The organism is Arthrobacter woluwensis (assembly GCF_900105345.1).
Taxonomy (GTDB): domain Bacteria; phylum Actinomycetota; class Actinomycetes; order Actinomycetales; family Micrococcaceae; genus Arthrobacter_E; species Arthrobacter_E woluwensis.
Genome location: NZ_FNSN01000003.1, coordinates 1,360,831 through 1,387,590 on the forward strand (window position 1 = coordinate 1,360,831; position 26,760 = coordinate 1,387,590).

General features: G+C 70.2%; 28 protein-coding genes and 1 riboswitch. Of the genes, 18 read left to right on the top strand and 10 right to left on the bottom strand.

Annotated features, from left to right (window positions below; all coding sequences use genetic code 11):
* Positions 1 to 118: 118 nt before the first annotated feature.
* Complete coding sequence (locus BLV63_RS06890; protein WP_074784515.1) at positions 119 to 736, top strand: DUF805 domain-containing protein; 618 nt, start codon at positions 119 to 121, stop codon at positions 734 to 736.
* 104 nt (positions 737 to 840) lie between these two features.
* Positions 841 to 1,530, top strand: coding sequence for a DUF805 domain-containing protein (locus tag BLV63_RS06895; RefSeq protein WP_066211194.1), 690 nt, complete (start codon positions 841 to 843; stop codon positions 1,528 to 1,530).
* Between the two features lie 72 nt (positions 1,531 to 1,602).
* Here BLV63_RS06895 and thiE read toward each other — a convergent pair whose 3' ends face one another.
* Positions 1,603 to 2,265 (bottom strand): thiamine phosphate synthase, encoded by a 663-nt coding sequence (thiE, locus tag BLV63_RS06900; RefSeq protein ID WP_066211190.1) that lies wholly within the window; start codon positions 2,263 to 2,265, stop codon positions 1,603 to 1,605.
* A gap of 27 nt (positions 2,266 to 2,292) precedes the next feature.
* Positions 2,293 to 2,409, top strand: a riboswitch (TPP riboswitch).
* On the opposite strand from thiE, the gene thiO reads away from it, so the two are divergent.
* From thiO to BLV63_RS06915, 3 genes are all read left to right on the top strand, one after another.
* Entirely contained in the window at positions 2,405 to 3,607 is a 1,203-nt protein-coding gene (thiO, locus tag BLV63_RS06905) for a glycine oxidase ThiO (RefSeq protein WP_066211188.1), read from the top strand. (Overlaps the previous riboswitch by 5 nt.)
* On the top strand, positions 3,604 to 3,840 hold the full coding sequence (gene thiS, locus BLV63_RS06910) for a sulfur carrier protein ThiS (protein ID WP_066211186.1): 237 nt from the start codon (positions 3,604 to 3,606) through the stop codon (positions 3,838 to 3,840). Before thiO ends, thiS begins: the two co-directional genes overlap by 4 nt.
* A gap of 1 nt (position 3,841) precedes the next feature.
* Positions 3,842 to 4,639, top strand: a complete 798-nt coding sequence (locus tag BLV63_RS06915; RefSeq protein ID WP_066211184.1) for a thiazole synthase — start codon at positions 3,842 to 3,844, stop codon at positions 4,637 to 4,639.
* 198 nt (positions 4,640 to 4,837) lie between these two features.
* On the opposite strand, the gene BLV63_RS06920 is transcribed toward BLV63_RS06915, so the two are convergent.
* The 3 genes from BLV63_RS06920 to BLV63_RS06930 form a co-directional block, all read right to left on the bottom strand.
* Entirely contained in the window at positions 4,838 to 5,140 is a 303-nt protein-coding gene (locus tag BLV63_RS06920; RefSeq protein WP_066211182.1) for a cytochrome c-type biogenesis protein, read from the bottom strand.
* Positions 5,141 to 5,146: 6 nt separating this feature from the next.
* Positions 5,147 to 5,371 carry a DUF3107 domain-containing protein gene (locus BLV63_RS06925; RefSeq protein WP_066211181.1) on the bottom strand — a complete coding sequence of 75 codons (225 nt, stop codon included), beginning with the start codon at positions 5,369 to 5,371 and terminating at the stop codon, positions 5,147 to 5,149.
* Between the two features lie 154 nt (positions 5,372 to 5,525).
* Positions 5,526 to 6,149, bottom strand: a complete 624-nt coding sequence (locus BLV63_RS06930; RefSeq protein ID WP_066211179.1) for a TetR/AcrR family transcriptional regulator — start codon at positions 6,147 to 6,149, stop codon at positions 5,526 to 5,528.
* A 104-nt stretch (positions 6,150 to 6,253) separates the two neighbouring features.
* On the opposite strand from BLV63_RS06930, the gene moeB reads away from it, so the two are divergent.
* On the top strand, positions 6,254 to 7,462 hold the full coding sequence (gene moeB / locus BLV63_RS06935; protein ID WP_066211177.1) for a molybdopterin-synthase adenylyltransferase MoeB: 1,209 nt from the start codon (positions 6,254 to 6,256) through the stop codon (positions 7,460 to 7,462).
* A 64-nt stretch (positions 7,463 to 7,526) separates the two neighbouring features.
* On the opposite strand, the gene BLV63_RS06940 is transcribed toward moeB, so the two are convergent.
* Entirely contained in the window at positions 7,527 to 8,915 is a 1,389-nt protein-coding gene (locus BLV63_RS06940; protein WP_066211174.1) for a glutamyl-tRNA reductase, read from the bottom strand.
* 146 nt (positions 8,916 to 9,061) lie between these two features.
* Here BLV63_RS06940 and hemE point away from each other — a divergent pair, with 146 nt between their 5' ends.
* From hemE to BLV63_RS06980, 8 genes are all read left to right on the top strand, one after another.
* Positions 9,062 to 10,138, top strand: coding sequence for a uroporphyrinogen decarboxylase (gene hemE / locus BLV63_RS06945; protein WP_066211172.1), 1,077 nt, complete (start codon positions 9,062 to 9,064; stop codon positions 10,136 to 10,138).
* Between the two features lie 7 nt (positions 10,139 to 10,145).
* The gene (gene hemG, locus BLV63_RS06950; RefSeq protein ID WP_082724014.1) at positions 10,146 to 11,696 is read left to right on the top strand and encodes a protoporphyrinogen oxidase; all 1,551 of its coding nucleotides are present in this window, start codon (positions 10,146 to 10,148) and stop codon (positions 11,694 to 11,696) included.
* A 91-nt stretch (positions 11,697 to 11,787) separates the two neighbouring features.
* On the top strand, positions 11,788 to 12,498 hold the full coding sequence (hemQ, locus tag BLV63_RS06955; protein ID WP_066211170.1) for a hydrogen peroxide-dependent heme synthase: 711 nt from the start codon (positions 11,788 to 11,790) through the stop codon (positions 12,496 to 12,498).
* On the top strand, positions 12,495 to 13,724 hold the full coding sequence (locus BLV63_RS06960; protein ID WP_066211168.1) for a ferrochelatase: 1,230 nt from the start codon (positions 12,495 to 12,497) through the stop codon (positions 13,722 to 13,724). Before hemQ ends, BLV63_RS06960 begins: the two co-directional genes overlap by 4 nt.
* A gap of 44 nt (positions 13,725 to 13,768) precedes the next feature.
* Positions 13,769 to 14,743 (top strand): hydroxymethylbilane synthase, encoded by a 975-nt coding sequence (gene hemC, locus BLV63_RS06965; protein WP_066211166.1) that lies wholly within the window; start codon positions 13,769 to 13,771, stop codon positions 14,741 to 14,743.
* Positions 14,727 to 15,674: a uroporphyrinogen-III synthase gene (locus tag BLV63_RS06970; protein WP_306306584.1), complete on the top strand. Its 948-nt coding sequence runs from the start codon at positions 14,727 to 14,729 to the stop codon at positions 15,672 to 15,674. The genes hemC and BLV63_RS06970 overlap by 17 nt, the downstream gene beginning before the upstream one ends.
* A gap of 18 nt (positions 15,675 to 15,692) precedes the next feature.
* Entirely contained in the window at positions 15,693 to 16,670 is a 978-nt protein-coding gene (gene hemB / locus BLV63_RS06975; protein WP_066211164.1) for a porphobilinogen synthase, read from the top strand.
* A gap of 102 nt (positions 16,671 to 16,772) precedes the next feature.
* Positions 16,773 to 17,819, top strand: a complete 1,047-nt coding sequence (locus tag BLV63_RS06980) for an LLM class flavin-dependent oxidoreductase (RefSeq protein ID WP_254780498.1) — start codon at positions 16,773 to 16,775, stop codon at positions 17,817 to 17,819.
* A gap of 80 nt (positions 17,820 to 17,899) precedes the next feature.
* On the opposite strand, the gene BLV63_RS06985 is transcribed toward BLV63_RS06980, so the two are convergent.
* On the bottom strand, positions 17,900 to 18,646 hold the full coding sequence (locus BLV63_RS06985; RefSeq protein WP_066211161.1) for a 3-hydroxybutyrate dehydrogenase: 747 nt from the start codon (positions 18,644 to 18,646) through the stop codon (positions 17,900 to 17,902).
* Positions 18,643 to 20,034: an MFS transporter gene (locus BLV63_RS06990; RefSeq protein WP_066211160.1), complete on the bottom strand. Its 1,392-nt coding sequence runs from the start codon at positions 20,032 to 20,034 to the stop codon at positions 18,643 to 18,645. Before BLV63_RS06990 ends, BLV63_RS06985 begins: the two co-directional genes overlap by 4 nt.
* A 168-nt stretch (positions 20,035 to 20,202) precedes the next feature.
* On the opposite strand from BLV63_RS06990, the gene BLV63_RS06995 reads away from it, so the two are divergent.
* From BLV63_RS06995 to BLV63_RS07005, 3 genes are read left to right on the top strand one after another with little or no spacing between them, the layout of a single operon-like run.
* Positions 20,203 to 21,144, top strand: coding sequence for a LysR family transcriptional regulator (locus BLV63_RS06995; protein ID WP_066211978.1), 942 nt, complete (start codon positions 20,203 to 20,205; stop codon positions 21,142 to 21,144).
* Positions 21,145 to 21,182: 38 nt separating this feature from the next.
* Entirely contained in the window at positions 21,183 to 22,484 is a 1,302-nt protein-coding gene (gene hemL / locus BLV63_RS07000; protein ID WP_066211158.1) for a glutamate-1-semialdehyde 2,1-aminomutase, read from the top strand.
* Positions 22,485 to 22,498: 14 nt separating this feature from the next.
* Positions 22,499 to 23,794, top strand: a complete 1,296-nt coding sequence (locus BLV63_RS07005) for a glycoside hydrolase family 3 N-terminal domain-containing protein (RefSeq protein ID WP_254780500.1) — start codon at positions 22,499 to 22,501, stop codon at positions 23,792 to 23,794.
* Between the two features lie 29 nt (positions 23,795 to 23,823).
* Here the strand turns inward: BLV63_RS07005 and BLV63_RS07010 are convergent, their stop codons facing one another.
* The gene (locus tag BLV63_RS07010; RefSeq protein ID WP_066211151.1) at positions 23,824 to 24,519 is read right to left on the bottom strand and encodes a LysE family translocator; all 696 of its coding nucleotides are present in this window, start codon (positions 24,517 to 24,519) and stop codon (positions 23,824 to 23,826) included.
* Positions 24,520 to 24,599: 80 nt separating this feature from the next.
* Between BLV63_RS07010 and BLV63_RS07015 the strand changes: the two genes are divergently transcribed.
* The gene (locus BLV63_RS07015; protein ID WP_082724012.1) at positions 24,600 to 25,055 is read left to right on the top strand and encodes an Lrp/AsnC family transcriptional regulator; all 456 of its coding nucleotides are present in this window, start codon (positions 24,600 to 24,602) and stop codon (positions 25,053 to 25,055) included.
* 116 nt (positions 25,056 to 25,171) lie between these two features.
* On the opposite strand, the gene BLV63_RS07020 is transcribed toward BLV63_RS07015, so the two are convergent.
* Together BLV63_RS07020 and BLV63_RS18780 are read right to left on the bottom strand one after the other, a co-directional pair.
* Positions 25,172 to 25,909: an amino acid ABC transporter ATP-binding protein gene (locus BLV63_RS07020; RefSeq protein WP_066211147.1), complete on the bottom strand. Its 738-nt coding sequence runs from the start codon at positions 25,907 to 25,909 to the stop codon at positions 25,172 to 25,174.
* Positions 25,906 to 26,670: an amino acid ABC transporter permease gene (locus BLV63_RS18780; RefSeq protein ID WP_066211145.1), complete on the bottom strand. Its 765-nt coding sequence runs from the start codon at positions 26,668 to 26,670 to the stop codon at positions 25,906 to 25,908. Before BLV63_RS18780 ends, BLV63_RS07020 begins: the two co-directional genes overlap by 4 nt.
* Positions 26,671 to 26,760: the final 90 nt, after the last annotated feature.

Genomic DNA, 26,760 nt, shown 5'->3' on the forward strand with positions numbered 1-26,760 from the left:
CTGAACTGAGCCTGGAACGGCCGCCACGGAGTTTGTCCGTGGCGGCCGTTACTTTCCCTGACACGGATGGTGGGCGAGACTGGCGGGAGAACAGGACACCTCCAGCGAAAGCGTGATCATGAGCCAGCCTCCGAACCACTCCGGCGACTTCCCATCCCAGCCCGGCGCGCAGCCGTATCCGCAGCCTCACCCGCCGGCATACCCCCAGGCCGGCCCCGCTTGGCAGCCTCCGGCATGGCAGGCGCCGGGCTGGGGCCAGCCCGCTCCCTTCGTGATCCGCCCTAAGGTGGGGTTCGTGGACGCCATCAAGTCCGGCTTCCGGAACTACGCCACCTTCAACGGCCGGGCCGTCAACTCCGAATTCTGGTGGTGGTTCGTCTTCGAGTACCTGGTCCTCGGGATCCTCGGCTACGTGGCGTACTTCTTCCTGTTCGTCGGCTTCATGACGTCGCTGGGCGGGGCGTTGTCGGACTACTCGCGGACCGGGTACCGCAGCCGGGATGTCGACTTCATCTGGAGCGCTCCACTCGTGGCCGGAATCGTGTTGGGCGTCCTTTTCGTCGTCGTGGCGCTCGCGTTGCTCATCCCCGGGCTGGCCCTGCGGGTGCGCCGCCTGCATGATGCCGGCTACAGCGGCTGGTTCATCCTGCTGAGCCTCGCGCCGTTCGGTTCGGTGATCATCCTGGCGCTCCTGGCCATGGAGAGCAGCCCCGAAGGGATGAAGTACGGATATTAAGCCTGTTCAATGGGGAGTTTTCCCCATTGAGCGAAGGGCGGAAGTGGTGGACACTGTACGGTAAAGAAGCATCAAGCGCACCCAGTTGAGGGAAAGACAGGACCATGACGCAGCAACCCGATTGGCAGAACAACAACAACGGCGGCCAGCCGCAGCAGCCGCCGCAGGCTCCCCAGTACGGCCAGCAGCCTCCGCAGGCTCCTCCGTACGGAGCACCCCAGGCGCCTCAGGCTCCTCAGTACGGCCAGCAGCAGTCGTACGGTCAGCAGGGCTACCAGCAGCAGCCCGCCAGCCCGTACGGCCAGCCCGCATACAGCGGTGGCCTCTACCCGCCCTACGTTCCGCGCCCGAGCGTCGGGTTCACGCAGGCCATCAAGATGGGCTTCGCCAACTACGCGAACTTCAAGGGCCGTGCCAGCCGCAGTGAGTTCTGGTGGTGGTACCTCTTCCAGGCGGTCGTCGCGGCGATCCCGGCGATCCTCGGCTACGCGCTGTTCGCGGGCGGGCTTCTCAGCCAGACTGCTGTCTACGATTCCGGCTACAGCAGCTCTGCCTCGGACGTCACCTTCACCGGTGGCATGGTGTTCGGCATGATCCTTATGATCATCGGCGGCATCATCAGCCTGGCGCTTCTGGTGCCGTTCATCGCCGTCGCGTGGCGCCGTCTGCATGACGCGGGCTTCCCCGGCCCGATGTTCTTCCTGTCGCTCATCCCGTACGTGGGTGGCATCATCCTCATCGTGCTGTGCGCCATGCCCAGCAAGCCGGAGGGCATGAAGTACGAGATCCAGTAGGTTCTGCTCCAACGCCGACAGCCCCGGCCCCTTCGCGAGAAGGTGGCCGGGGCTGTCGCAGTTTAAGAAGAGTCAGGCGTCGGGGAGCTCCGCCAGCAGGCGCCGGGCGGCGTCCGCGGGATCCGACGCCTCAGTGACGGCGCGGACCACGACCACGCGGCGCGCGCCGGCCTCGACCACCTGGGCCACGTTCCGGTGGTCGATGCCGCCGATGGCGAACCAGGGGACCGAGGTCCCGGTCGAGTCCGCGTACCGGACCAGATCGAGACCCACCCCGGCGCGTCCGGGCTTGGTCGGCGTGGCCCAGAGCGGTCCCACGCAGAAGTAGTCGGTCTCACCGCGGGCCGCGGCAGCGAGGGCTGCGTCCACCTGCTCCGGCGCATGGCTCGAGAGGCCCAGCACGACGTCGTCGGTCAGCAGGGAACGCGCGGCGGGGAGTGGCAGGTCCTTCTGGCCGAGGTGCAGCACCGGGCTGCCGGACAGGCGCGCGATGTCGGCGCGGTCATTCACGGCCCAGAGCTTCCCGTGCCGCTCCGCAGCGTCGCGGAGCACCGTGAGGAGTTCCAGTTCCTCGGCCGCTTCGATCGTCTTGTCCCGCAGCTGGATGATATCCACCCCGCCGGAATACGCGGCGTCCACGAAGTCCGCGAAGTCGCCTCGGTCCGCCCGCGAATCCGTGCAGACGTACAGCCGTGCCGCGGCGAGGGAAGGTGTCGCAATTGCTCGATTACCCATGGGCTTCAGCCTAGTTCCTCTAGACTGGTCCGGTACTGCGGGAGCCGGAGCGGATGGTCACATTCGCCGGCTGAGAGGGCTTGAGCGCCGACCGCCACACCTGATCCGGTTAGTACCGGCGGAGGGAAGGACGAGGAGCATGGAGCAGGAGCCGGTGGACGTCGCCGTGATCGGCGCGGGCATCGTGGGCCTGGGCATCGCCTGGACGCTGCTGCGCTCCGGCCGCCGCGTGACCCTCATCGATCCCGCCCCCGCACAGGGCGCGACCTTCGCCGCCGCCGGCATGCTGGCCCCGGTGAGCGAGTACCACTATCAGGAGGAAGACCTCCTCGCCCTGACCTTGGAGTCGGCGGAGCTCTGGGAGGAATTCGCCGCCCCGTTCGGACCCGCCGGCGGCCATCGGACGACGCCGACGCTCGTGGTGGGCTTCGACGCGGCCGACCGGGCCGCGCTCGCCGACCTGCAAGCGGCGCAGCAGGCACACGGCCTCGAGGTCCAGGCGGTCTCGCTGCGGGAGGCGCGGCGGATGGAGCCCCTGCTCTCGCCGCAGCTGTCCGGTGCATTCCTCACCCCGGGCGACCACCAGGTGGATCCGCGGATGCTGCACGCCGCGATGCTGGAGGCCTTCCGCCGCGGCGGCGGGACGGTGCTGGCCGAGCGCGCGGACGGTCTGCAATGGGCGGCGGACGACGACGACGGCGGCTCCTCCGCGGACCGGGTGACGGGGGTCCTGCTCGCCTCGGGCGGTGTCGTGTCCGCGGGTGAGGTCGTCGTGGCCAACGGACTGGCCTCGCCCGAGCTGCGAGGGCTGCCCGAGGGACTCGACCTGCCGATCCGGCCGGTGCACGGGGACATCCTGCGCCTGCGGGTCCCGGAACGACTGCGGCCTTTCCTGTCCGCGACGGTCCGCGGCTCGGTCCGCGGAATCCCCGTCTACCTGGTGCCCCGCGAGGACGGCACGGTGGTCATCGGAGCGACCCAGCGCGAGGACGGGCAGGCAGGAGTGTCCGCGGGCGGGGTGCATCAACTCCTGCGGGATGCTCAGCAGCTGGTCCCTGCCGTGGCGGAACTCGAACTCGAGGAGATCACGGCCCGGGCGAGGCCCGGGACACCGGACAACGCGCCCCTGCTCGGGCGGGTTGCGGCGGCAGGCGGCGGCGAGGTGGCCGGACTGGTCATCGCCACCGGATTCTTCCGCCACGGCGTCCTGCTGACGCCGGTGGCGGCCCGGGCGGTCCTGGACCTGCTCGACGGACATGACGACGGGCGCTGGGCGGCCTTCCGGCCCGACCGGTTCAGCCCGGGACTTCTGAACGAACACACAGTGGAGGCGCACGCATGAACATCACCGTGAACGGCGAACGGCGCGCCGTGGGGGAGGACGCCACCGTGGCGGTCCTGGTCTCCCAGGTGACCGGACGGGAGATCCTGCCGGACGGACGGGCGGCGGACGGCCGCCGCGTCGGGATGGCCGTGGCCCGGAACGCCACCGTGATCCCGCGGAGCCTGTGGTCCGGGACCGCGCTGGAAGACGGCGATGAACTGGAACTCGTGACCGCGGTGCAGGGAGGCTGACATGACGGAGATCCTGCAGGACCAGGGGGTCGATCCTCTGGTGGTGGACGGAGTGGAGCTGGGGTCCCGGCTCATCATGGGGACGGGAGGGGCGCCGAGCCTCGACGGGCTGGGCGCCGCGCTCGTCGCCTCCGGGACGGAACTCACCACCGTCGCCATGCGGAGGTACAGCCCTGCCCAGAGCGGCTCCCTCTTCCAGTTGCTCGTGGATCAGGGCATCCGCGTCCTGCCGAACACGGCAGGGTGTTTCACGGCGCGCGACGCCGTGCTCACCGCCGAACTGGCGCGCGAGGCCCTGGAGACGGACTGGGTGAAGCTTGAGGTCATCGCCGATGAGCACACGCTGCTCCCGGATGCCGTCGAGCTCGTGGACGCCACCGAACAGCTGGTGTCCCGGGGATTCAAGGTCTTCGCCTACACGAACGACGACCCCGTCCTGGCCCTCCGCCTGGAACAGCTCGGCGCCACGGCCGTGATGCCGTTGGGCGCTCCGATCGGCACCGGGCTGGGCATCCTCAACCCGCACAACATCGAAGTGATCGTCTCGCGGGCATCCGTTCCCGTCGTGCTCGACGCCGGCATCGGCACCGCGTCCGATGCCGCACTTGCCATGGAGCTCGGCTGTGACGCGGTGCTCCTGGCCACGGCGGTCACCCGCGCGCAGGACCCGGTCCGCATGGCCACCGCGTTCCGGCACGCCGTGACGGCCGGCCGCCTGGCCCGGCTCGCCGGCCGCATCCCCCGCCGCGAGCACGCACTGGCCTCCTCCAGCATGGAGGGCCGGGCCGAGTTCCTCTGAGCCACGGGGGTCCCTCTGGGACGTTCCTCTGGCGCCCAGAGTGCAGGGGCTGGATTCCGGGGCCGGGGCTCAGAGGCGGGGGATTCGGCGCGGATCGCGGCGCACAGCGAGCCCTGAGCGCGAGGCGACAACGACGGAGGGGCGCCTCCCGGACCTGAACGGTACGGGAGGCGCCCCTCGGCGTCGGGCCTGAAGATCTCAGACTTTCAGGATCTCCGTCAGCGCCTTGGCGTCCTCGGCGGACCGCCGGGAGCTGAGGATCCAGGACACGGCGAACGACGCCGCGATGCCCAGGACCAGCGGCCCGATCCACGGCAGCCAGGTCCAGCCGGGCAGGTAGCCCAGCCCGAACGCGATGAAGACGATCCAGCTGAGTGCAGTGACCAGCACGCCCGCCCCGGCAGGGAGCGTGGCGCCCACCGTGGCGCGCTGCCGGTTGACGGCCCAGGCGAGCGCGCCGACGGCTGCCACGAGCAGGACCGGGATGATCAGGGACAGCATGACTGCCTACAGAGCGCCGAAACCGACGCGGCGCTGCTCCTCCGGGCCCATCTCGACATAGCCGAGGACCGCGGCGGGGATGATCACGCGACGGCCCTTGTCGTCGGTGAGGGAGAGCTGCCCGCCGGAGGCCAGCGCCTCGGAGACGGCGGTGGCGATGGCCTCCGCTTCCTCGGAGGACTCGAACACGACTTCGCGAGCGACGTTCTGGATGCCGATCTTTACTTCCACAATTGCCTCCTGGCAGTTTCGTGCGGGCCACGGACGAACACGGCGCACCGCAGGCTTCAACAGCTGTTCCAAGCCTAATATGGCGGGCCGGGGGAGAAGGCCCGATCGGGCACGCTGGGAGCGAACACCGGGCCGGCGGAGCGGAGACGCGCGCTCAGGTCTCCTTCGGGAAACGGCTGATACCGCGCCAGGCGAGGCGGTAGATGAGGTCGCTGGCGACGTCGAGGTCGAGCTTCCCGTCCGTCTCGAGCCAGTACCGCGCACTGACCTGGGCCATGCCGGCCAGGCCGCGTCCGAGGAGCTGCGCTTCCAGGAGCGGGAGCTTCGTGTCTTCGGCGATCACCCGGGCCACGGCGTCGGCGAAGGTCCGGTTGAACGTCTCCAGACGGTCGCTGACCTCCTCGTCATTGGTCAGACCGGACTCGAAGACCAGGCGGTGCGCCTGATCGTCGCCGGCCATGAACTCGAAGTAGGCCCGCATGACGGCCTGGACGCGGAGCTTGTTGTCCGTGGTGGAGTCGATGGCCGTCAGGAGCATGTCCGTCAGCACCGCCAGATGGCTTTCCAGGAGGGCGAGGAAGAGTTCCCGTTTGGAGGGGAAGTGCTGGTAGAGGACCGGCTTGCTGACCCGGGCCGTCTCGGCGATCTCGTCCATCGCGGCGCCGTGATAGCCGTTCGCGACGAACACCTCCTGGGCCGCCTGGAGCAGCTGTGCCCGCCGTTCGTCCCGGGGAAGACGCGCGGTACGAGCGCCCGGCCGTGCTTCGCTCACCGTCACATTCCATCCTTTACTTCCAGCGCCATCCCTGTGCGTCCGGCGTGAAGGCCAGTTTACCCATAGGTAATATGACGCGTGTGAGGCGGTGGGCATACATTGAAGACATGTCCTCCCTGACTTCCCGCACCGCCCTGCCGCCCCTGGTCGAACCCGCGGCGGATCTGACCCGCGAAGAGCTCGAGCGCTACTCGCGCCACGTGATCATCCCGGAGATCGGCTCCGAGGGCCAGCGCCGGCTGAAGAATGCGCGCGTCCTGGTGATCGGCGCCGGCGGGCTGGGCTCGCCGGCCCTGCTCTACCTCGCGGCCGCGGGGGTGGGCACCCTGGGCGTGGTGGACGACGACGTCGTGGAGCTGAGCAATCTCCAGCGGCAGGTGATGCACACGGTCGATCGTGTGGGGCTGCCGAAGACCGAATCGGCCGCGCTGGCCATCGCCGAGCTGAACCCGCTGGTGACCGTGGTCCAGCACCGCGTCCGTCTGGACTCGTCCAACGCCGTCGAGCTCTTCCGTCAGTACGACCTGATCCTGGACGGAGCCGACAACTTCGAGACCCGGTACCTCGTCAACGACGCCGCGGCGATCGCGGGCAAGCCGTACGTGTGGGGCTCGATCTTCCGGTTCGACGGGCAGGTGAGCGTGTTCTGGGAGGAGCGCGGCCCCACCTACCGGGATCTCTACCCGGAGGCGCCGCCCGCCGGCAGCGTCCCGAGCTGTGGTGAAGGCGGAGTGTTCGGCATGCTGTGCGCCGCGGTGGGCTCCCTCATGGTGAGTGAGGCCATCAAGCTGGTGACGGGGGTGGGCCGGTCGCTGCTGGGCCGTGTCGCGCTGTTCGATGCCCTGGGCGGGTCCTGGCGCGAGATCACCGTGCTCAAGGATCCAGAGGCGCAGCCCATCACCGAGCTGAGCGACTACGCCGCGTTCTGCGGCACGGCGCCCGCGGAGGAGGCGCCGTCGTCGTCGGAGGCCGCCGGTGAGGACGGAGTGATCGACGCGCGGCGCCTGGCCACGATGCTGGGGCAGCGGGACGCGGGCACGCGGGACTTCCTGCTCGTGGACGTGCGGGAGACGGGCGAGCGGGACATCGTGGCGATCCCCGGCTCGGTCCTCATCCCACAGGGCCGGATCCTGGCCGGCGACGCCTGGGACGAACTGCCGCGGGACACGGAGATCGTGTTCCACTGCAAGGCGGGCAGCCGTTCCGCGAACGTGCTGGCCGCCGCGCGCCGTGAGGGGTACACGAAGGTCAGCCACCTCGACGGGGGCGTGCTGGCGTGGGTGCGGGACGTGGAGCCGGGCAAGCCGGTCTACTGAGAGGCGAGAGCCTCAGCGCCCGGACGCCCGGGACCCAGGCATCGAGGTTTCAGCCACCGAGGTCTCAGGCGCTGAGGTCCTGGGCGGTGTCCTCATGGGCGGCCAGGTCCTGCCGGGGCGCCTCATGCGCCGGGCAGCCGGCCTCCGTCGCTGCGGGCTGCGGCTCAGCGACGTCGATCCCGTAGAGCGCCTCGATGGCGTTCACGTACTGTTCCTGCAGACCGGCGGCGGCGAGTTCGCGGCCGCGGACCATCGGGGTGTGCAGGAGCTGCTTGACCATGCGGCGCAGGGCGAACTCCACCTCTTCCGCGGCGGCGGTGCAGCCGTGCCGTGCCCGGACACGTTCCATCTCGGAGTCGAGCACGGACATGGTGTGGCGGCGCAGCGCCACGATGGCGGAGTCCACGCTGCGGGAGCGACGCTCCGCTTCGAACTCCTGAGCTGCGGAATCCACGATCCGGGTGGCCTCGGCCAGGGACTCGGCGGCTTCCTCGGGTGCGGCGAGCCGCACGGATTCCAGCGTGAGGAGCTCCACGCCGTCGAGCTCATCGACGGCGGGGTCGAAGTCGCGGCTGAGCGCCAGGTCGATCACGATCAACGGCTTGGGCTCCGGGCCGCGGACCTCGGCGAGCTCCTCGGCGGACACCCTGCGGTCCGAACCGCTGCAGCCGATCAGGACGTCGGCCTCGGCGATCGCGGCGGACAGATTGTCCGCGTCGAGCGCGGTGCCGCCACGGGCCGCCACGAACTCGCCCGCCCGGCCGGAGCCGGAGAAGACGCTGACCTGGGTGCAGCCGCGTTCCCGCAGCAGGGCCATGGTGGCTCCGGCGTAGGCGCCGGTGCCGAAGAGGACCACGCTGGTGTTCTTCCAGTCGCGGTCCACGGACAGCTCGGTGGCCAGTTCGAGCGCCACGGAGACGATCGAGAGGCCGCGGCTGCCCAGCGCGGTGCGGGTGCCGACCTCCTTCGCCGTGCGGCTGGCGGCCTGGAAGAGGCGCACCAGACCGGGGCTGGCGGTGCCGGAATCCTGGGCGGTGATGAGGGCGCGGCGCACCTGGCCGGCGATCTCCCTTTCGCCGACGACGGCGGAGTCGAGTCCGGCGCCGACCGAGAAGAGATGGCGGGCCACTTCGGGGCCGCGGCGGAGCGTCAGGGCCTGGGAAACGGTGTCCACGTCCAGGCCGCTCTGCGTGGTGATGTTCTTGAGAAGTTCGTCACGCGCGGCTTCCAGGCCGCGTTCGGTGGCGGCTTCGGCGTAGATCTCGAAGCGGTTGCACGTCGCGAGCACCACGGAGCCGTTCAGTGCGAGGTCCTCGGCGGCGTCACCGGAGCGGGCGGGGAGGGGCGGCGACATGGCGCTCCGCGAGGCGACGGCGGAAGCGCCCTTGCTCAGCCGAGCAACGGTTTCAAGGTTCAGATCGGCGTGGGTCGCCGTGAGTGAAAAGAGCACCACAGTGGCACCATCTTATGCTCTTCGCACCTTTGTAGAAAAACCGGCCGTGAATCCGCGGATCCCAGCAATGGCGCGGAAATCACTGACACTGTGTCAGTGACGAAGTGTCGTCAAGTTGCGGCCTCGAAGGTGGGCACAATCAAGATATGCCTTCCATGCTCCAGGCCCTCCCGGCTGCCCACCCGCTGGTCACCGGCGCCACGTCGGATTCCCCGCTGATCACCGCATACCGCGGGGGCAAGCCCACCCGCCGGCCCGTGTGGTTCATGCGCCAGGCCGGCCGCTCGCTGCCCGAATACCGTGAGGCCCGCCAGGGGATCTCCATGCTGGACTCCTGCCTCAAGCCTGAACTCGCCGCCGAGATCACGCTGCAGCCCGTGCGCCGCCACGACGTCGATGCCGGTATCTTCTTCTCCGATATCGTCATCCCCCTCAAGCTCGCGGGCGTGGGGGTGGACATCGTCCCCGGTGTCGGCCCGGTCCTCGAGAACCCGGTGCGCACCGCGGCGGACGTCGCCGCTCTGCCCAAGCTCACCTGGGAGGCCCTCGAGCCCATCCGCCAGGCCGTCCGCCTCACCGTCGAGGAACTGGGCAGCACCCCGCTCATCGGTTTCGCGGGCGCTCCGTTCACCCTGGCCGCCTACATGGTGGAAGGCCGCCCGTCGCGCGACCACCTCGGCCCGCGGACGATGATGCACGCGGACCCCGAGACCTGGAAGGCCCTGGCCGACTGGGCCGCCGACGCCTCGGGTCTCTTCCTCCAGGCGCAGCTTGAAGCCGGCGCCTCGGCCGCGCAGCTGTTCGACTCCTGGGCCGGCTCCCTCGGCCTGGCCGATTACGAGCGCTACGTCGCCCCCGCCTCCGCCCGCGCCCTGGACGCGGTCCGCGGCCTCGGCGCCCCGCTGATCCACTTCGGCACCGGAACGTCCGAGCTGCTGCCCGCCATGCACCGGGTCGGCGTGGACGTCATGGGTGTCGACTACCGTCTGCCCCTCGACGAGGCCAACCGCCGACTCGGTGGCGCGGTCCCGCTGCAGGGCAACATCGACCCCGCCTTGCTGCCCGCGCCGTGGGAGGTCCTGGAAGCCCACGTCCGCGAGGTCATCGCGGCAGGCGCCTCCGCACCGGGCCACGTGGTCAACCTCGGCCACGGCGTTCCTCCGGAGACGGATCCCGCAGTGCTCACCCGCGTGGTCGAGCTCATCCACTCGATCGGGTACTGAGCCCGCCATGCCCCAGCACACCCAGCCACAGCAGGGCCGCGGCCCGGCTCCGGCGACCGTGCCCACCGGGGTGCGGCGCGCCGTCGTCGTCGGCGGGGGAGTGTCGGGGTTGCTGGCCGCGTACCGGCTGAGCGCCGACGGCGTGGCCGTCACACTCGTGGAGGCGCGGCCCGTGCTGGGCGGTGCGGTGGGTTCGCACACCGTGGGCGGGCTGACGCTCGACTCGGGCGCGGAGTCCTTCGCGACGCGCGGCGACGCCATCCCTGCTCTGCTGACGGACCTGGGACTCGATCGGGACGTGGTCGCGCCGCATCCGTCGGGTGCGTGGGTGAGGCTTCCGCAAGGACCGCGCGAACTCCCGAAGACCGGTGTCCTCGGCATCCCTGCCGATCCGTGGGACGAGGAGGTCCGCCGCACGCTCGGCTGGGCCGGATCGCTGCGGGCGAGCCTCGACCGGGTGCTGCCCGGAAACCTCGGCGCGGGCGCGGACGTCAGCAGCGTGGCCCGGCTGGTCAGGCTGCGGCAGGGCCGGCGCGTGCTGAAACGCCTGGTCGAGCCGGTGGTGGGCGGAGTCCACGCCGCCGATCCGGGTCTGCTCGATGTGGACATGGTGGCTCCCGGCCTGCGGAAGCGGATGAGGGAACATGGCTCGCTCGGCGCGGCCGTCCTCGCGCAGCGGCAGTCCGCCCGGGCGATCGCCGGGGACACGGACCGGTCTGGAAGCCCGCGCCGTGCGGGGTCCGCCGTCGCGGGTGTCCGTGGCGGCATGCACCGGCTCGTGGAGGCGCTGGAAGCGCGCGTCCGGGAGGGCGGCGCCCGCGTGCTCACCTCTGCCGTGGCGCGGCCCGTCAGTCGGGACGCCGAGGGCCTTTGGTTCATCCCCGTCGAGCGCGACGGCGCAGTGGAGACCCTGCGCGCCGAGCACCTGGTCGTGGCGCTGGACGGCCCCGCCGCCGTCGAGCTGCTCGCCTCCCAGGTGCCCGCTCTCGCAGCGCACCGCCCCGAGCCGGGGGCACAGATCAAGCTCGTGACCCTCGTGGTCGACCAGCCCGAGCTGGATGCCCGTCCGCGCGGCACCGGCATCCTCGTGGCGCCCCAGACACAGGGCGTGCAGGCGAAGGCCCTCACCCACGCGACGGCGAAGTGGCCCTGGCTGGCCGAGACCGCCGGGCCGGGCGTGCACGTGCTCCGCCTCAGTTACGGCCGCCAGGACGGTGACCCGGGTCAGCGGCCCGGCCCCGCGGACGGCACCCCCGAGAGCGACGAGGAGCTCTTCCAGGCGGCCCTGGCCGATGCGTCCGAGCTGCTGGGCGTGCCCCTCGCCGCGGAGGATGTGCTGGACCACGACGTGATCCGCTGGTCCGGAGCGCTGCCGTTCGCGGCGGTCGGGCACCGGCAGCGTGTCGTGGCCGTCCGGGATCTGTGCGCCGCGGAGCCGGGACTCGACGTCGTGGGAGCATGGCTTGCGGGAACCGGCCTCGCCGCCGTGGTGGCGGACACGCTCAAGATTTTCCCTGGAACCGCGACCGGTTCCAGGCAGGGGCCCTCACGGGCCTAGAATTCTACATATCGTAGAAGTCAAAAGAAGTACCGAAGTACACAGCGGAGACGGACATCCGATCACTTCCGATGCAGGAGGACACAGCAGCATGAGCCACGCAGCAGCAGGACACCACGCCGGGGCGCCGGAGCCCCAGGGCGGCGGCAACGAGTTCTTCACCCTCTGGGCCGTCTTCAAGCGCACCGGCGCCGTGGAGCGGGCCGAGGGCGCGGTGGCCGACTTCGAGACCCTCATCGAGTCGCTCTCCGACCATCAGGTGACCCTCCGCGGCGCCTACGACGTCTCCGGCATGCGCGCCGAGGCCGACGTCATGCTCTGGCTGCACGGCGCCAAGCCGGAGGAACTCCAGGCCGCGCTGCGCCGGATCCGCCGCACCGAGCTGTTCGCCGGCACCGAGCTGGCGTTCTCCGCCATGGGCGTGCACCGCGACGCCGAGTTCGCCAAGAGCCACACGCCGGCCTTCTCCCGCGGCGTCCCCGCCGAGGAGTGGCTGTGCGTCTACCCGTTCGTCCGCTCCTACGAGTGGTACATCCTCCCCGCGGAGGAACGCGGCCAGATGCTCCGTGAGCACGGCCTGCTCGGCCGCGAGTTCCCGCAGGTCCAGTCCAACACCGTGGCGTCCTTCGCGCTGGGTGACTGGGAGTGGATCCTGGCCCTGGAAGCGCCGGAGCTGGTGGACCTGGTGGACCTGATGCGTCACCTGCGTCACAGCGAGGCCCGTAACCACGTCCGCGAAGAAATCCCGTTCTACACCGGTCGTCGCATCCCGGCGGCCCAGATTGCCGAGGTCCTTGCATGAGCACCCCAGTCGACGCCGCCCTCGAGGCGCTGCACATCAGCACCGAACCGAACCCCGTCACTGACCGCGGCCGCATGGCCCCGGCCGAGTACGACGCCGTCCTTCTCGCCTCCTTCGGCGGGCCCGAGGGCCAGGACGACGTGATCCCCTTCCTGCGCAACGTCACCCGTGGCCGCGGCATCCCGGACGAGCGCCTCGAAGAGGTGAGCCACCACTACCGCGCGTTCGGCGGCATCAGCCCCATCAACCAGCAGAACCGTGAGCTGAAGGCGGCCATCGAGTCCGAGCTCTCCACCCGTGGCCTCGACCTGCCGCTCTACTGGGGCAACCGTAACTGGGACCCCTACATCCCGCAGACGCTCCAGCAGATGTACGACGACGGCCACCGCCGCGTCCTCATGATCACCACGAGCGCGTACTCCTGCTACTCCAGCTGCCGCCAGTACCGCGAGGACATCGGCCTCGCGCTCACCGAGACCGGCCTGGACGGCAAGCTGCAGGTGGACAAGGTCCGTCAGTACTTCGACCACCCGGGCTTCATCCTCCCGTTCGTCGAGGGCACGCTCGAAGGCCTGCAGAAGATCCGCGTGGCGCTGGAAGCCGAGGACGGCTCCCGGGACTCGGAGATCCGCGTCCTGTTCGCCACGCACTCCATCCCCACCCGTGACGCCGAGGCCGCGGGCCGCAGCGAGGACGAGCCCCGCGATTTCGAGGGCGGCTCGGCCTACGTGGCTCAGCACCTGGCCGCCGCGCGCGCCATCATGGCCGTCGTGGCTCCCGAGGTCGCCTGGGATCTGGTCTACCAGTCCCGCTCCGGCGCCCCGCATGTGCCGTGGCTCGAGCCGGACATCAACGACCACCTGGAGGAGATCGCTCCGCAGGGCGTCAAGGGCGCCGTGATCGTGCCGCTCGGCTTCGTGAGCGACCACATGGAGGTCGCCTGGGATCTGGACACCGAGGCGCTGGAGACCTGCAAGGAACTCGGCGTCGAGGCCGTCCGCGTGCCCACCCCCGGCACGCACGGCACCTTCGTGGCAGGCCTCGTGGACCTGATCAGCGAGCGGACGGTGGCCCAGAACATCGCCGCCCGCCCGCACGTCACGGACCTCGGCGCCTGGTACGACATCTGCCGTCCCGGCTGCTGCGAGAACTTCCGCGGCGCCAAGCCGGTGATCGCCGAAGCCGGTGTCAGTCTCGGCACCACGCACGACGCATACCCGGCCTAGGCCGCATCACCCCGGGGAACCGGGACAGGGAGGAAGAGAAGAGCATGGGCGTCCGCATCGGAACGCGTGGGAGCCAGTTGGCTGTCACACAGTCCCAGCACACCGCAGATCAGCTGGCCGCTGTCGGCGGTTTTGAGACGGAACTGATCCGCATCAAGACCGACGGCGACGTCCTCACCGGCCCGCTGTCCCAGATGGGCGGCACCGGGGTGTTCGCCGTCGCGCTGCGCGACGCGCTGCTGGTGGAGCGCTGCGATGTGGCCGTCCACTCGCTCAAGGACCTCCCGACGGCGGCCGTCCCCGGTCTGACGATCGCGGCGGTCCCGGCGCGTGAGGACGTCCGTGACGCGCTCTGCGCGCGGGACGGCCTCACGCTGGAGACCCTGCCCATCGGTTCGAGGGTCGGCACGGGTTCCCCGCGCCGGGCGGCCCAGCTCCTGCTGACCCGTCCTGACCTGGAGATCGTGGACATCCGGGGCAACGTGGACACCCGTCTGGGCCGTGTGCCGGGCCTCCCGGGCAATGCCGCGGACGCCCCGGGTGACCTGGACGCCGTGGTGCTCGCGGCCTCCGGGCTGAAGCGCCTGGGCCGGACGGACGTCATCAGCGAGTACCTCGAGACGTCCGTCATGCTTCCCGCCCCCGGGCAGGGCGCCCTGGCCGTGGAGACGCGCAGCGCGGACGCGCCGCAGGACCTCTCGCAGGCCGCGGCGCCGGACGTCCTGGCGCAGGCCCTCGCGGCGATCGACGACGCCGATTCCCGCCTCGCCGTGACCGCGGAGCGCGCGCTGCTGGCGAGGCTCGAGGCCGGGTGTGCCGCTCCCGTCGGCGCCCACGCGTTCCGCAAGGGCAGCTTCCTGCACCTGCAGGCCGTGGTCTGCGCACCGGACGGCACCCGGCACGAGCGCCGTTCCAAGGCGACGGACGTCTTCACCGAAGTGGGAGCGACCCTCCTGGGGATCGAACTGGCCGAGGAACTCCTCGACGCCGGGGTGGCGGACTTTGCCGACCTCGGCTGAGCGGCCCTCCGCCGAGGGCTTCCCTCAGGCGTCCACGGACCAGGAGGAACGGGAGATCCAGGCCGAGCGGGAACGCCTCGGCCTGGACCCCGAGCGTCTGCCGCTCGCCGGCCGCACCGTGCTCCTGACCCGCTCCCCGGACCGTGCCCAGGCCATGAACCAAGCCCTGAAGGCGCACGGCGCCAACCCGGCGCTGCTGCCCCTCATCGACTTCGAGGCCGTGGACGAGCCGTCCGTGCTGGTCGACTCCGTGGACCGCGCGATCGCGGGGGAGTACGACTGGCTCGTGGTCAGCAGCATCACCACGGTCCGGGCGCTCGTGCAGTACGCGGGCTCTGAGCGCTGGAAGGCGCTCACGGAGGCCGCGGTCCGGGTCGCGACCATCGGGCCGACCTCGCGGGTCATCCTGGAACGGCTGGGCCTCGCCGTGACACTCGCTCCGGAGGACCAGCAGTCCGCGGAAGGACTCCTGGCGCTCTGGACCGGACAGGGTCACCGGATCCTCCTGCCCCAGGCCGACATTGCAGGCACGGTGCTTTCGGAAGGGCTCCGGGCCGCGGGGAACACCGTGGACACCGTCACGGCGTACCACACGGTGGACGCCCCGGCCCGGCCGGAACGCCGCCTCACGATCGAACTCGGCCGCAGCGTGACCGGTGCGCCGAAGGCTTCCTCCTATGCCGTGCTCAGCCCGGAGCACGCCCGGGAGGCCGACGCGCACGGGCGGCTCGACGCCGTCGTCGCGGCCTCGCCGAGTGCCGCACGGGCCGTCGTGGAGCGTCTCGGTGACGCCCTCCAGGCCCGCTTCGTGGCGATCGGGCCGAGCACCGCCGCCGAGGCGGAGCGCCTCGGCCTCACCGTGGCCGCCGTCGCGGCCACCCCCACACCCCAGGGAATCGTCGACGCCGTCATCGCGGCGCTGCGCGACTGACATTCAGGAGAAGAACCCATGGAACTCCACCACCGTCCCCGCCGTCTCCGGACCACTCCTGCTCTGCGCCGTCTGGTCGCCGAGCACCGCCTGGCGCCGGCCGAGCTGATCCTGCCCGCGTTCATCCGGGAAGACCTCAGCGAGCCGGCCCCGATCACGTCGATGCCCGGCGTCGTGCAGCACACCACTGATTCCCTCAAGCGCGCGGCCGCCGAGGCCGTGGAGCTGGGCGTGGGCGGCATCATGCTGTTCGGCGTGCCGGCGGTGCGCGACGCCGAGGGCACCGCGAGCCTCGACCCCGAGGGCGTGCTCAACAAGGCCATCCGCGACGTCCGCGCCGAGGTCGGCGACGAGCTGGTGGTCATGAGCGACGTCTGCCTGGATGAGTTCACCGACCACGGCCACTGCGGCGTGCTCGACGCCGACGGCCGCGTGGACAACGACCGCACGGTGGAAATCTACGCGCGGATGGCCGTGGCGCAGGCCGAGGCCGGCGCGCACGTCCTCGGCCCGTCCGGCATGATGGACGGCCAGATCGCCCCGATGCGCTCCGCGCTGGACGCCGCCGGGTTCCAGGACGTCTCGATCCTGGCGTACGCCGCGAAGTACGCCTCGGCGTTCTACGGCCCGTTCCGTGAAGCGGTGGATTCCCAGCTCCAGGGTGACCGCCGGACTTACCAGATGGACGCCGCCAACCGTCGTGAGGCCCTGCTCGAGGTCCAGCTGGATCTTGACGAGGGCGCGGACATGGTCATGGTCAAGCCGGCGATGAGCTACCTGGACATCCTGGCGGACGTCGCCGCGATGAGCCCGGTGCCCGTCGCGGCCTACCAGATCTCCGGTGAGTACGCGATGATCGAGGCCGCGGCAGCCAACGGCTGGATCAACCGCGACGCGGCGATCATGGAGTCCGTCCTGAGTATCAAGAGGGCCGGCGCCGATATGATCCTCACCTACTGGGCCAGTGAGCTGGCCGGGTGGCTGCGCCAGGGCTGAAGCCTGGGATGATCCGGGGTGTTCGAGACGCCTGAGACGGCGTCCCGGACGCCCCGTTCCGCGGCCGGGAATGAATCCGGCACCCCCTCGGTTTGCATGCATATGCATACAGATTCCACGCACTCGGTTCATCTCGGCGTCGACACCTTCGGTGATGTGACCCTCCACGAGGACGGCACGCCTAAGTCTCATGAGGAAGTTCTCCGTGACGTGGTGGAGGAAGGGGTCCTGGCCGATCAGGTGGGTCTGTTCGGTTTCGGTGTGGGGGAGCACCACCGCAAGGACTTCGCGGTGTCCGCGCCGGAGGTGGTCCTCGCGGCCATTGCCGGGAAGACGGAGAACATCCGTCTTTCCTCGGCCGTCACCGTGCTCTCCTCCGACGACCCCATCCGCGTCTTCCAGCGCTTCTCCACCCTCAATGCCATCTCCGGAGGCCGGGCCGAAGTGGTCCTGGGCCGCGGATCGTTCATCGAGTCCTTCCCGCTCTTCGGCTACGACCTCGAGGATTACGAGCTCCTGTTCGAGGAGCGCCTCGCCCTCTTCGACAAGGCACGCTCGCAGAAGCCCATCCACTGGGAGGGCCGCACTCGCGGACCGATCCGCGGGCTCATGGCGTACCCGCAGGTCTCGGACGGCCTCCTCGCCGTCTCCATCGGCGTCGGCGGCAGCCCGCAGTCGGTGGTGCGCGCCGCGAGCTACGGATACCCGATGACGCTCGCGATCATCGGCGGCGATCCGGCCCGTTTCCGTCCCTACGTCGACTTGTACTACAAGTCCCTCGAGGAGCAGGGCAAGGAATGGCAGCCCCTCGCCGTCCACTCCCCGGGCCACGTGGCCGAGACGGATGAACAGGCCCGCGAGGAGTTCTTCCCGCACTGGCTGGCGAGCCGCAACAAGATCGGCGCCGAGCGTGGCTGGGGTCCCGCGAGCCGTATCGAGTTCAACGAGCAGGTCGCGGCGCACGGCGCGCTCTACGTCGGTTCCCCGGAGACCGTGGCCCGGAAGATCGTCACGGCCAAGAAGAACCTCGGCATGCAGCGTTTCGACCTGAAGTACTCCAACGGCACGCTCCCGCACGCCTCCATGCTGAAGAGCATCGAGCTGCTGGGCACCCAGGTCGCGCCGCTCGTGAACGACATGCTGGCGTAGCGTTCACCCTGACCACGGGCATGCCCCGGCGCTTCGGCGCCGGGGCATGCCCGTTCTCGCGGGGGAGATCAACGCCGACGTCAGCGCGCCGACCAGCCGCCGTCCATCGTGTAGCTGGCCCCGGTGACCATGGCGGCGTCGTCGGAGGCGAGGAAGCGCGCGAGCGAGGCGACCTCCTCCGGTTCCACGAGGCGTTTGACCGCCATCTCGGTCAGCATCACCTTCTCCAGCACCTCGGAGGGGGTGATGCCGTGCGCGGCGGCCTGGTCCGCGATCTGGCGCTCGACCAGCGGGGTCCGGACATAGCCGGGATTCAGGCAGTTCGAGGTGACGCCGTGCGCCGCGCCTTCGAGGGCGGTGGCCTTCGACAGCCCCTCCAGCGCGTGCTTGGCGGTCACATAAGCGCTCTTGAACGGCGACGCCCGCAGGCCGTGCACCGAGCTGATGTTGATGATCCGCCCCCAGCCCCGGCGGCACATCCCGGGGAGCGCGGCCCGGATCAGGAGGAACGGCGCCTCCACCATGAGCCGCTGGATCCGCCGGAAGGTGTCCGGGTCGAACTCGGTGATCGGCGCGACCTTCTGGAACCCGGCGTTGTTGACCAGGACGTCGCAGTCCAGCTTCAGGGTCTCCAGCGGGGCGGTGTTCAGGAGGTCGACGGCCCACGCCTCCCCGCCGATCCGGGCGGCGACCTCCTCCGCGGCGTCGCCGTCGAGGTCCGCCACCACCACGTGCAGCCCGGAGTCCGCCAGGGCCGCCGCCACGGCGGCCCCGATCCCCGACGCTCCTCCCGTGACGAGCGCCTTCCGCTGCCGGTCCGCGCTCATCGCAGGGACTCCTTCGGATGTCCGACGACGGCGGCGGAGGCCCCGCGGCCCGGCGCGGCTCCGGCGTCGAGGGCCCTCAGGGAGATCCCGCGCGTCTCGCGCAGACACAGTGCCGCCACCAGGGTGATGACGCCGGCCACGGCGAGGTACGCGGCGGTAGGCCACCAGGAGCCGGTGCTCTTGAGCCACTCGGTGGCCAGGACCGGCGCGAGCGAGCCCGCCACGATCGAGGTCACCTGATAGGCGATGGAGACCCCCGAGTACCGCATCCGGGTGGGGAACATCTCCGCCATGATGGCCGGCTGCGCGGCGTACATCAGGGAGTGGAACAGCAGGCCGACGATGATCGTCAACAGCACGATCCACGTGGTCCGCGTCCCGAAGGCGGGGAACGCCCAAAAGCCCCAGGTGCCGCCGAGGATCGCGCCGGCGAGGTAGACGGGCCGCCGTCCGACGCGGTCGGCGAGGCGCCCCACGAGCGGGATCGCGATGAAGTGGCACACGTGCGCCACGGCGATCATGCCCAGGATCTCCGCCGTGTTCACCTTGAGGGCCGTCCCGAGGTACACGATCGAGAACGTCACCACGAGGTAGTACAGGATGTTCTCCGCGAAGCGCAGGCCCATCCCCACGAGCACACCGCGGGGGTATTTGCGCAGGACCTCCCAGACGCCGAACCCGGCGTTCTTCTCGCGGTCCATCTCCGCCTTGGCCTCCTGGAACACCGGGGCGTCCGTGATCCGGGTGCGGATGTAATACCCGACCAGGACCACCACCGCGGACAGCCAGAACGCGACGCGCCAGCCCCACGCCAGGAACTCCGGCGGCGCCAGGACCGAGGTCATGATCCAGAGGACCAGGGTGGCGAGGACGTTGCCGAGCGGCACCGCGGCCTGGGGCCAGGAGGACCAGAACGCACGCTGACCGTCGGGGGCGTGTTCGGCCACCAGGAGCACCGCGCCACCCCATTCGCCGCCCAGCGCGAGGCCCTGGATGAAGCGGAGCGCCACCAGGAGGATGGGCGCCCATACGCCGATCTGCTGGTAGCTCGGGAGGCAGCCCATCAGGACGGTCGCGACCCCGATCATCATGATGGTGATCTGCAGGGTCTGCTTCCGGCCGACGCGGTCGCCGAGATGACCGAAGACCACGCCGCCCAGGGGCCGCGCGATGAAGCCGACGGCGTAGGTGATGAATGCCGCGATGATGGCGTCGTACTCGTTGCCCATCTTCGGCAGCAGGATCTTGTTGAAGACGATGGTGGACGCCGTGGCGTAGAGGAAGAAGTCGTACCACTCCACCACGGTCCCGGCCATGGAGGCGGAGACGATGCGGGTCAGGAGCGGACGGTCGGCGGCCGCTTCGGCGGGTTGTTCTCTGGTGCTCATGGAGTTCCTCCGGTGTCTGCAGTGCGCCGGCACCACCGCGTTGTGATGCGCATCACTGGATCTCTGCCAGTATTGCTGCGCGAATTTGCCGCATCAATGACCAGTGCCGCACCACGCATGTGCAAAATCGCACAGCACGTGGCGGGCGGCGGGTCTAAGGTGGTGCCCATGACGACGCCGTCACCCTCGCCGGATCAACTGCTGGTCCTCCTGGAGGTCTCCCGCTCCGGACGGTTCACCGTGGCCGCCGGAGCCCTGGGCCTGAACCACACCACCGTGGCCCGCAAGATCGCCGCCCTGGAGAAATCGCTCGGCGGCCGTGTCCTGGTCCGGTCGGCCGGCGGCCGTGTCCTGGTCCGGTCGGCCGGCGGCTGGGAGCTCACGCCGCTGGGGGAGCGGGCGGTGGGCGTCGCGTCCCAGGTGGCCGACGCCGTCGCGCGGCTGGGGCCCGAGGCGGAGGACCCGGTGGCCGGGGTGGTCCGGATGACTGCGACGGACGGCTTCAGCGCCTACATCGCCTCGCCAGCGGTCGCGGCGCTGCGCAGGACGCATCCGGGTCTCGCGGTGGAGCTCGTCACCGTGACCCGCCGTGCTCAGCAGCAGCGCTCCGGAGTCGACATCGAGGTAGTGGTCGGCGAACCGCAGGTGCACCGGGCGGAGGCCATCCCGCTCGGCGCCTACACGCTCGGCATGTACGCGTCCCGCGACTATCTGGCTCGGCACGGGACACCGGAGTGCGAGGAGGATTTCGCCCGGCACGGCCTGGTGTACTTCGTGGACTCGATGCTGCAGGTGGACGACCTGGACGCGCCGCGCCGGCTCGCGCCGCAGATGCGGGACGCCCTGACGTCCACCAACGTGTTCGTCCACGTCGAGGCCACGCGGGCCGGGGCGGGCATCGGCTTCCTGCCGTGTTTCATGGCGGACCGGCACCCGGACCTGGTCCGGCTCCTTCCGGAGCGGTTCAGCGAACAGCTCCCGTACTGGATGGTGGTGCGAGCCGACGCGCTCCGCCAGCCCGCCGTCGCGGCGGTCGTCTCGGCCATCCGGAGCAGGATGGCGGAGGAGCGCGAAATGCTCCTGGGGCGGCCGGGTCCAGGGGTCTCCTGAACGTGCGTCAAGCCCTCCCGGAGTGGGAGAATGGACTCATGACCCACTCCGAAGAGCTCTTTGCCCGTGCCCAGCAACTCATGCCCGGTGGGGTGAATTCGCCCGTCCGGGCGTTCGGCTCGGTCGGCGGCACTCCTCGGTTCATGGCGGGTGCGAAGGGCGCCTACCTGTACGACGCCGACGGCCAGGAATACGTCGACCTCGTCTGCTCCTGGGGCCCCGCCCTTCTGGGCCACGCGCACCCCGCCGTCCTGGACGCCGTGCACCAGGCCGTGGACCGCGGCCTCTCCTTCGGAGCATCCACGGAGGATGAGGGACGCCTGGCCGAACTGGTCATGCAGCGCGTCCCCGCCGTCGAGCGCATCCGCATGGTCTCGACCGGCACCGAGGCGACCATGACCGCCATCCGCCTCGCCCGCGGCTTCACCGGCCGTGAACTCGTCATCAAGTTCGCCGGCTGCTACCACGGCCACGTGGACTCGCTCCTCGCCGCGGCCGGCTCAGGCCTGGCCACCCTCGCGATGCCGGGCAGCGCGGGCGTCACCGAGGCCACGGCGTCGCAGACCCTGGTGCTTCCGTACAACGACCTCACGGCCGTCGAAGCCGCCTTCGCCACTCACCCGGGCCGCATCGCCGCGGTCATCACGGAGGCCGCGCCCGCGAACATGGGCGTCGTCACCCCGGGCGAGGGCTTCAATGCGGGCCTGCGCCGGATCACCGAGGCCAACGGCGCCCTGCTCATCCTGGACGAGGTCCTCACGGGCTTCCGCACCGGCTGGGCCGGCTACTGGGGCCTGACCGGCGCCACCGAGGGCTGGGCTCCCGACCTCTTCACCTTCGGCAAGGTGATCGGCGGTGGCCTGCCGACCGCGGCGCTGGGTGGCCGCGCCGAGGTCATGGACCACCTCGCTCCCCTGGGCCCCGTCTACCAGGCGGGCACCTTGTCCGGTAACCCGGTCGCGATGGCGGCCGGCGTCGCCACGCTGACCCACGCGACGCCTGAGGTGTACGCCACGGTGGACGCCCGTTCGCTGGAACTGTCCACGGCCCTCTCGGCCGCCCTGGACGCCGAAGGGGTGGACCACTCCATCCAGCGCGCCGGGAACCTCTTCTCGGTGGCCTTCGGAACCTCCGCCACCGGCGTCCACGACTACGCCCAGGCTCAGGCCCAGGAAGCGCACCGCTACGCGCCGTTCTTCCACTCCATGCTCGACTCCGGCGTCTACCTGCCGCCGAGCGTCTTCGAGGCCTGGTTCCTGTCCGCCGCCCACGACGACGCCGCCATGGACCGCATCTTCACCGCACTTCCCGCCGCGGCCAAGGCAGCCGCGGGGGCTTGATCACAGGACTCACCATGGGCGCGCGCAGCCTGAGAAAAGCCCGAGGAGCGGGCATCACCGCCCTGTTCCTGGTTCTTTCCGGCTGCGTGCTCACCGGCTGCGCGTGCCAGGCGCAGCCGGTGACTCCACCGGGATCGTCGACGGCGTCCGGGAGCGCCGGCGCCACGACTGGGCCGTCGCCGACCCGCTCGGCGGCCCCCACTCCGACGCCCACGCCCACACCGACGCGCAGCACTCCGAGCCCGGCGCCGTCGTCCGCCACGCCCCGGACCAGCCCCGCCAAGCCGCCCACCGGCCTGGCGTCGCTCAGCCTGCGCCAGCGGATGGGCCAGTTGTTCCTCGTCTCGGCCAAAGCGGACGGCAGTAACCTCGGGGCGACCGCGGCGTCTCTCCAGGGCGGCGTGGGGAATTTCTATCTGAATGGCAGGACCTCCGGCGGCGTCGATGCGACGGCATCCGTGGTCGCTCAGCTGCGCGCCGCCGTCCAGTCGTCGCAGGCCGTCATTCCGCCCGCCGTCGCCACCGACCAGGAGGGCGGGCAGGTGCAGGTGCTGCGCGGACCGGGGTTCAGTGCGATTCCGAGCGCCTTGCAGCAGGGGCAATGGGCTCCCGCCGATCTCCGGTCGGCCGCCCGGCAATGGGGGAGCGAACTGAGGTCGGCCGGGATGACGATGGATCTGGCACCCGTGCTGGACGTGGTGCCCTCGGCCGATTTCGCGCCGCAGAACATCCCGATCGGCCACTATCAGCGCAATTTCGGTCTCGATCCGGCGACGGTCGCGGCATCAGGAAACGCCTTCGCCCAGGGGATGAGCTCGGCCGGTGTGGACCCCGTGGTGAAGCACTTCCCAGGGCTCGGCCGGGTCACCGCCAACACCGACGTCGCCGCCGATGTGCACGACACCGTCACCACGCGGAATGACCCCTCCCTTCAGCCGTTCCGCCAGGCCGTCCAGTCAGGAGTCCAGTGGGTGATGCTGTCCAACGCCTACTACGACCGTATCGATCCGGCCCGGATGGCGCCGATGTCCCCGGTGATCATCCAGGGCATGCTGCGTCAGGATCTCGGATTCCAAGGGGCCGTCGTGTCGGACGACCTTTGCGAGGCGAAGCAGCTGTCCTCGCTGAGCGTCGAGGACCGCGCGATCGGGTTCTTCAATGCCGGCGGGTCGCTCCTGGTGTGTGCCAACAGCTGGACCGCGAGCCGGATGCTGGATGCCGTCGTGGCCAGGGCCGAGGCCGATCCCGCCTTCCGGTCGAAGGCCGAGGCGGCCGCTCAGCTCGTCGTGCGGACCAAGTCCGCGTCCTGACCCGGACGGCCGGGGCGGGGGGAGCGGCCTCAGGCGAGCAGGTGCCCGCCCTGCTCGACGAGGAGAGCGACGGAGATCAGGAGCATGAGCAATCCGCTGCCCAGCGTGACCGTGCGGGCCAGCCCGGGGCGGCTCCGGAGCAGACGGCGGGCGGCGAACGCCACTGCCCCGTAGACGAGCACGCAGATCAGGACGTGAGACAGGCCCATGACGGTCGTCTGCGCGGCCACCGGCAGGGGTGAACTCAGCGTCACGAACTGCGGCATGACCGCGGCGAAGAGGAGCACGCCCTTGGGATTGATGCCGCTGGTGCCCAGCCCCACCAGGAACTCCCGCCCGCGGCGTGGACGCTCGGCCGTCGGCGTGGACTGCAGGGTTCCCGCGTTCTGGTCCAGGGTCGGAAGGTCGCCCGAGGAGGCCGGGCCGGTCGACTCGATCCGTGCCGAACGCCACGACCGCAGCGTGCTCAGACCCAGCCAGGCGAGGTAGAAGGCCCCCGCGATGGACAGCCAGGACACGAGATCCGGCCGGGCCGCCAGGAGCACCCCGAGACCGGCCGTGACGAGGGCGGTGTGGAGGACGTAGCCCGTGCAGAGGCCCGCCACGGACGGAACCGGGGAGGAGCGGCGGAGGCCGGCGGCGATGGTGTAGGCCCAGTCGGCGCCCGGAGTCATGACGAGGGCCAGGGAGATGCCTGCGAAGCCCAGGAACGGCGAGAAGTCCATGGCGCAAGACTAGGGAAATCTCCGCGAGAAGTGCTCGCGACTTTGCGGCGGATTCGCTGGATGTGCGATAGATTCTTCTCGTGATCGACGCCATTGACAGAAGTATTTTGCGCAGCCTCCAGAAGGACGGCCGGATGACGGCCACCGCGCTGGCCGCGGAGGTCGGGCTGACCGTGGCGCCGTGCCATCGACGGCTCAAGGATCTGGAGGCCGACGGCGTCATCCGCGGCTACCGTGCCGAGGTGGATCTGCAGAGCGTCGGACTCGGATTCGGGGCCCTCGTGTTCGTCACGCTCCGGGAGACGTCCCAGGAGACGATCCGGGCGTTCGAGGACGCCGTGGTGGCGGAGGAGCAGATCGTCGAGGCGTACCGGCTGTTCGGGGATCCCGACTATCTCCTGAAGTGCGTGGCCACCGATCTGGCCGGCTTCCAGACCCTCTACGACACCCATCTCGCCGCCTTGCCCGGGGTGGCCAAGCTCAGTTCCACGATCGTCATGCGGGATCTGAAGGGCGCCGGCGTCCTGCCGCTGTGACCCGCGCGCGGTTCGCCGCCGCCGTCGTCGTGCCCTTGACCCCGCGAGGGAACAGGTGAGGCCCCCACCCGAGCCGGATGGGGGCCTCACCTGTTCCCTCGCGAACGGGGAGGGCGTCAGAGCACGTCCGAGAGGAAGGTCTTCAGACGGTCGGTCTGCGGGTCGGTGAAGAGCTGGTCCGGGGACCCGTTCTCGACCACCACGCCGCCGTCCATGAACACCACCTGGTTGGAGACGTTGCGGGAGAAGCCCATCTCGTGGGTGACGACCACCATGGTCATGCCGTCCTTCGCCAGGTCCGTCATGAGGGCCAGCACGCCCTTGACGAGTTCCGGGTCCAGGGCCGAGGTGGCCTCGTCGAAGAACATGACCTCGGGCTGCATGGCGAGGGCGCGGGCGATCGCGACGCGCTGCTGCTGCCCGCCGGACAGGGTGGCGGGACGCACCTCCGCCTTGTGCTTCAGCCCGACCTTGTCGAGCTGTGCCAGAGCCTCGGTCCAGGCCTGGTCCTTGGGCAGCTTGCGGAGCTTGCGCAGGGCGAACGCGACGTTCTCGCCCACCGACTTGTGGGGGAACAGGTTGAACTGCTGGAACACCATGCCGATGCGGCGGCGCAGCTCGTCGGGATTGTCCTTGAGCACCGAGCGGCCGTCCAGCAGGATGTCACCCTGATCGGGCTCGATCAGGCGGTTCATGACGCGCAGCAGCGTCGACTTGCCCGAGCCGGACGGGCCGATGACCGAGGCTGCCGTGCCCTTCTCGACATGGAGGTCGATGCCGCGGAGCACCTTGTTGCTGCCGAAGGCGAGGTGGAGGTTCTTGCCCGTCAGGGAACCGGATTCGAACTGGCTCATGCGTGGGATCCCTTCCCGATGACGGCTGCGGCCTCATCCGGCTCGGCCTTCTGGGCCTTGCCGGTGCGCAGGCGGTTGTCGAGGTAGTTGACCAGGTGCGTCAGGGGGATGGTCAGCACCAGGTAGAAGATGGCGGCGGCGACCAGCGGCGACTGGTTGCCGTTGTTCGCGGCGAAGTCCTGGCCGATCTGGAACAGCTCGCGCTCACGGGACATGAGCCCCAGGGTGAAGACGAGGGAGGAGTCCTTGATGAGCGAGATGAACTGGTTCATCAGGGCCGGCAGCACGCGGCGGATGCCCTGCGGCACCACGATCGAGCGCATGGACGAGCCGTAGCCGAAGCCGAGCGCGCGGGCGGCCTCCAGCTGTCCCTTGTCCACGCTCTGGATGCCGGAACGGAAGATCTCGCCGGTGTACGCGGCGGCCATCAGGCCGAGGGCGATGATCGCCATGGGGTACGGGCTCGAGAGACCCGTGAGGTCCTTGAAGATCGGGCCGAAGCCCAGGCCGATCACCAGGATGACCAGCACCGCGGGCAGGCCGCGGAAGACGTCGGTGTAGATGCGGGCGATCCACCGGGCCACGGGGTTCCGGGAGATGCCCATCAGGGCCAGCAGGATGCCGAGGACCATGCCGATCAGTGCCGAGCTGACAGCCAGGACGATCGTGTTCAGCAAGCCGTAGGAGAACATCGTGGGCAGAACCTCAGCGATGTAGTCCCAGTTCAGAAAGGTGTCCGCAAGGCGGCTCCAGGCGTCCATATGACTCCTTCGGTATCAGCCGCTCAAGCCTGGACCCCGAAGGGCCCAGGCTTGAGGGGCGGTGTTCACAGCGACGTGACCTGCGGTCAG

Bases quoted from the DNA above. Each gene is read 5' to 3' on its own strand.
- BLV63_RS06890 (WP_074784515.1), top strand. From the start codon at position 119: ATGAGCCAGCCTCCGAACCACTCCGGCGACTTCCCATCCCAGCCCGGC.
- BLV63_RS06895 (WP_066211194.1), top strand. From the start codon at position 841: ATGACGCAGCAACCCGATTGGCAGAACAACAACAACGGCGGCCAGCCG.
- thiE (WP_066211190.1), bottom strand. From the start codon at position 2,265: ATGGGTAATCGAGCAATTGCGACACCTTCCCTCGCCGCGGCACGGCTG.
- thiO (WP_066211188.1), top strand. From the start codon at position 2,405: ATGGAGCAGGAGCCGGTGGACGTCGCCGTGATCGGCGCGGGCATCGTG.
- thiS (WP_066211186.1), top strand. From the start codon at position 3,604: ATGAACATCACCGTGAACGGCGAACGGCGCGCCGTGGGGGAGGACGCC.
- BLV63_RS06915 (WP_066211184.1), top strand. From the start codon at position 3,842: ATGACGGAGATCCTGCAGGACCAGGGGGTCGATCCTCTGGTGGTGGAC.
- BLV63_RS06920 (WP_066211182.1), bottom strand. From the start codon at position 5,140: ATGCTGTCCCTGATCATCCCGGTCCTGCTCGTGGCAGCCGTCGGCGCG.
- moeB (WP_066211177.1), top strand. From the start codon at position 6,254: ATGTCCTCCCTGACTTCCCGCACCGCCCTGCCGCCCCTGGTCGAACCC.
- hemE (WP_066211172.1), top strand. From the start codon at position 9,062: ATGCCTTCCATGCTCCAGGCCCTCCCGGCTGCCCACCCGCTGGTCACC.
- hemG (WP_082724014.1), top strand. From the start codon at position 10,146: ATGCCCCAGCACACCCAGCCACAGCAGGGCCGCGGCCCGGCTCCGGCG.
- hemQ (WP_066211170.1), top strand. From the start codon at position 11,788: ATGAGCCACGCAGCAGCAGGACACCACGCCGGGGCGCCGGAGCCCCAG.
- BLV63_RS06960 (WP_066211168.1), top strand. From the start codon at position 12,495: ATGAGCACCCCAGTCGACGCCGCCCTCGAGGCGCTGCACATCAGCACC.
- hemC (WP_066211166.1), top strand. From the start codon at position 13,769: ATGGGCGTCCGCATCGGAACGCGTGGGAGCCAGTTGGCTGTCACACAG.
- hemB (WP_066211164.1), top strand. From the start codon at position 15,693: ATGGAACTCCACCACCGTCCCCGCCGTCTCCGGACCACTCCTGCTCTG.
- BLV63_RS06980 (WP_254780498.1), top strand. From the start codon at position 16,773: ATGCATACAGATTCCACGCACTCGGTTCATCTCGGCGTCGACACCTTC.
- BLV63_RS06985 (WP_066211161.1), bottom strand. From the start codon at position 18,646: ATGAGCGCGGACCGGCAGCGGAAGGCGCTCGTCACGGGAGGAGCGTCG.
- BLV63_RS06990 (WP_066211160.1), bottom strand. From the start codon at position 20,034: ATGAGCACCAGAGAACAACCCGCCGAAGCGGCCGCCGACCGTCCGCTC.
- BLV63_RS06995 (WP_066211978.1), top strand. From the start codon at position 20,203: ATGACGACGCCGTCACCCTCGCCGGATCAACTGCTGGTCCTCCTGGAG.
- hemL (WP_066211158.1), top strand. From the start codon at position 21,183: ATGACCCACTCCGAAGAGCTCTTTGCCCGTGCCCAGCAACTCATGCCC.
- BLV63_RS07005 (WP_254780500.1), top strand. From the start codon at position 22,499: ATGGGCGCGCGCAGCCTGAGAAAAGCCCGAGGAGCGGGCATCACCGCC.
- BLV63_RS07010 (WP_066211151.1), bottom strand. From the start codon at position 24,519: ATGGACTTCTCGCCGTTCCTGGGCTTCGCAGGCATCTCCCTGGCCCTC.
- BLV63_RS07020 (WP_066211147.1), bottom strand. From the start codon at position 25,909: ATGAGCCAGTTCGAATCCGGTTCCCTGACGGGCAAGAACCTCCACCTC.
- BLV63_RS18780 (WP_066211145.1), bottom strand. From the start codon at position 26,670: ATGGACGCCTGGAGCCGCCTTGCGGACACCTTTCTGAACTGGGACTAC.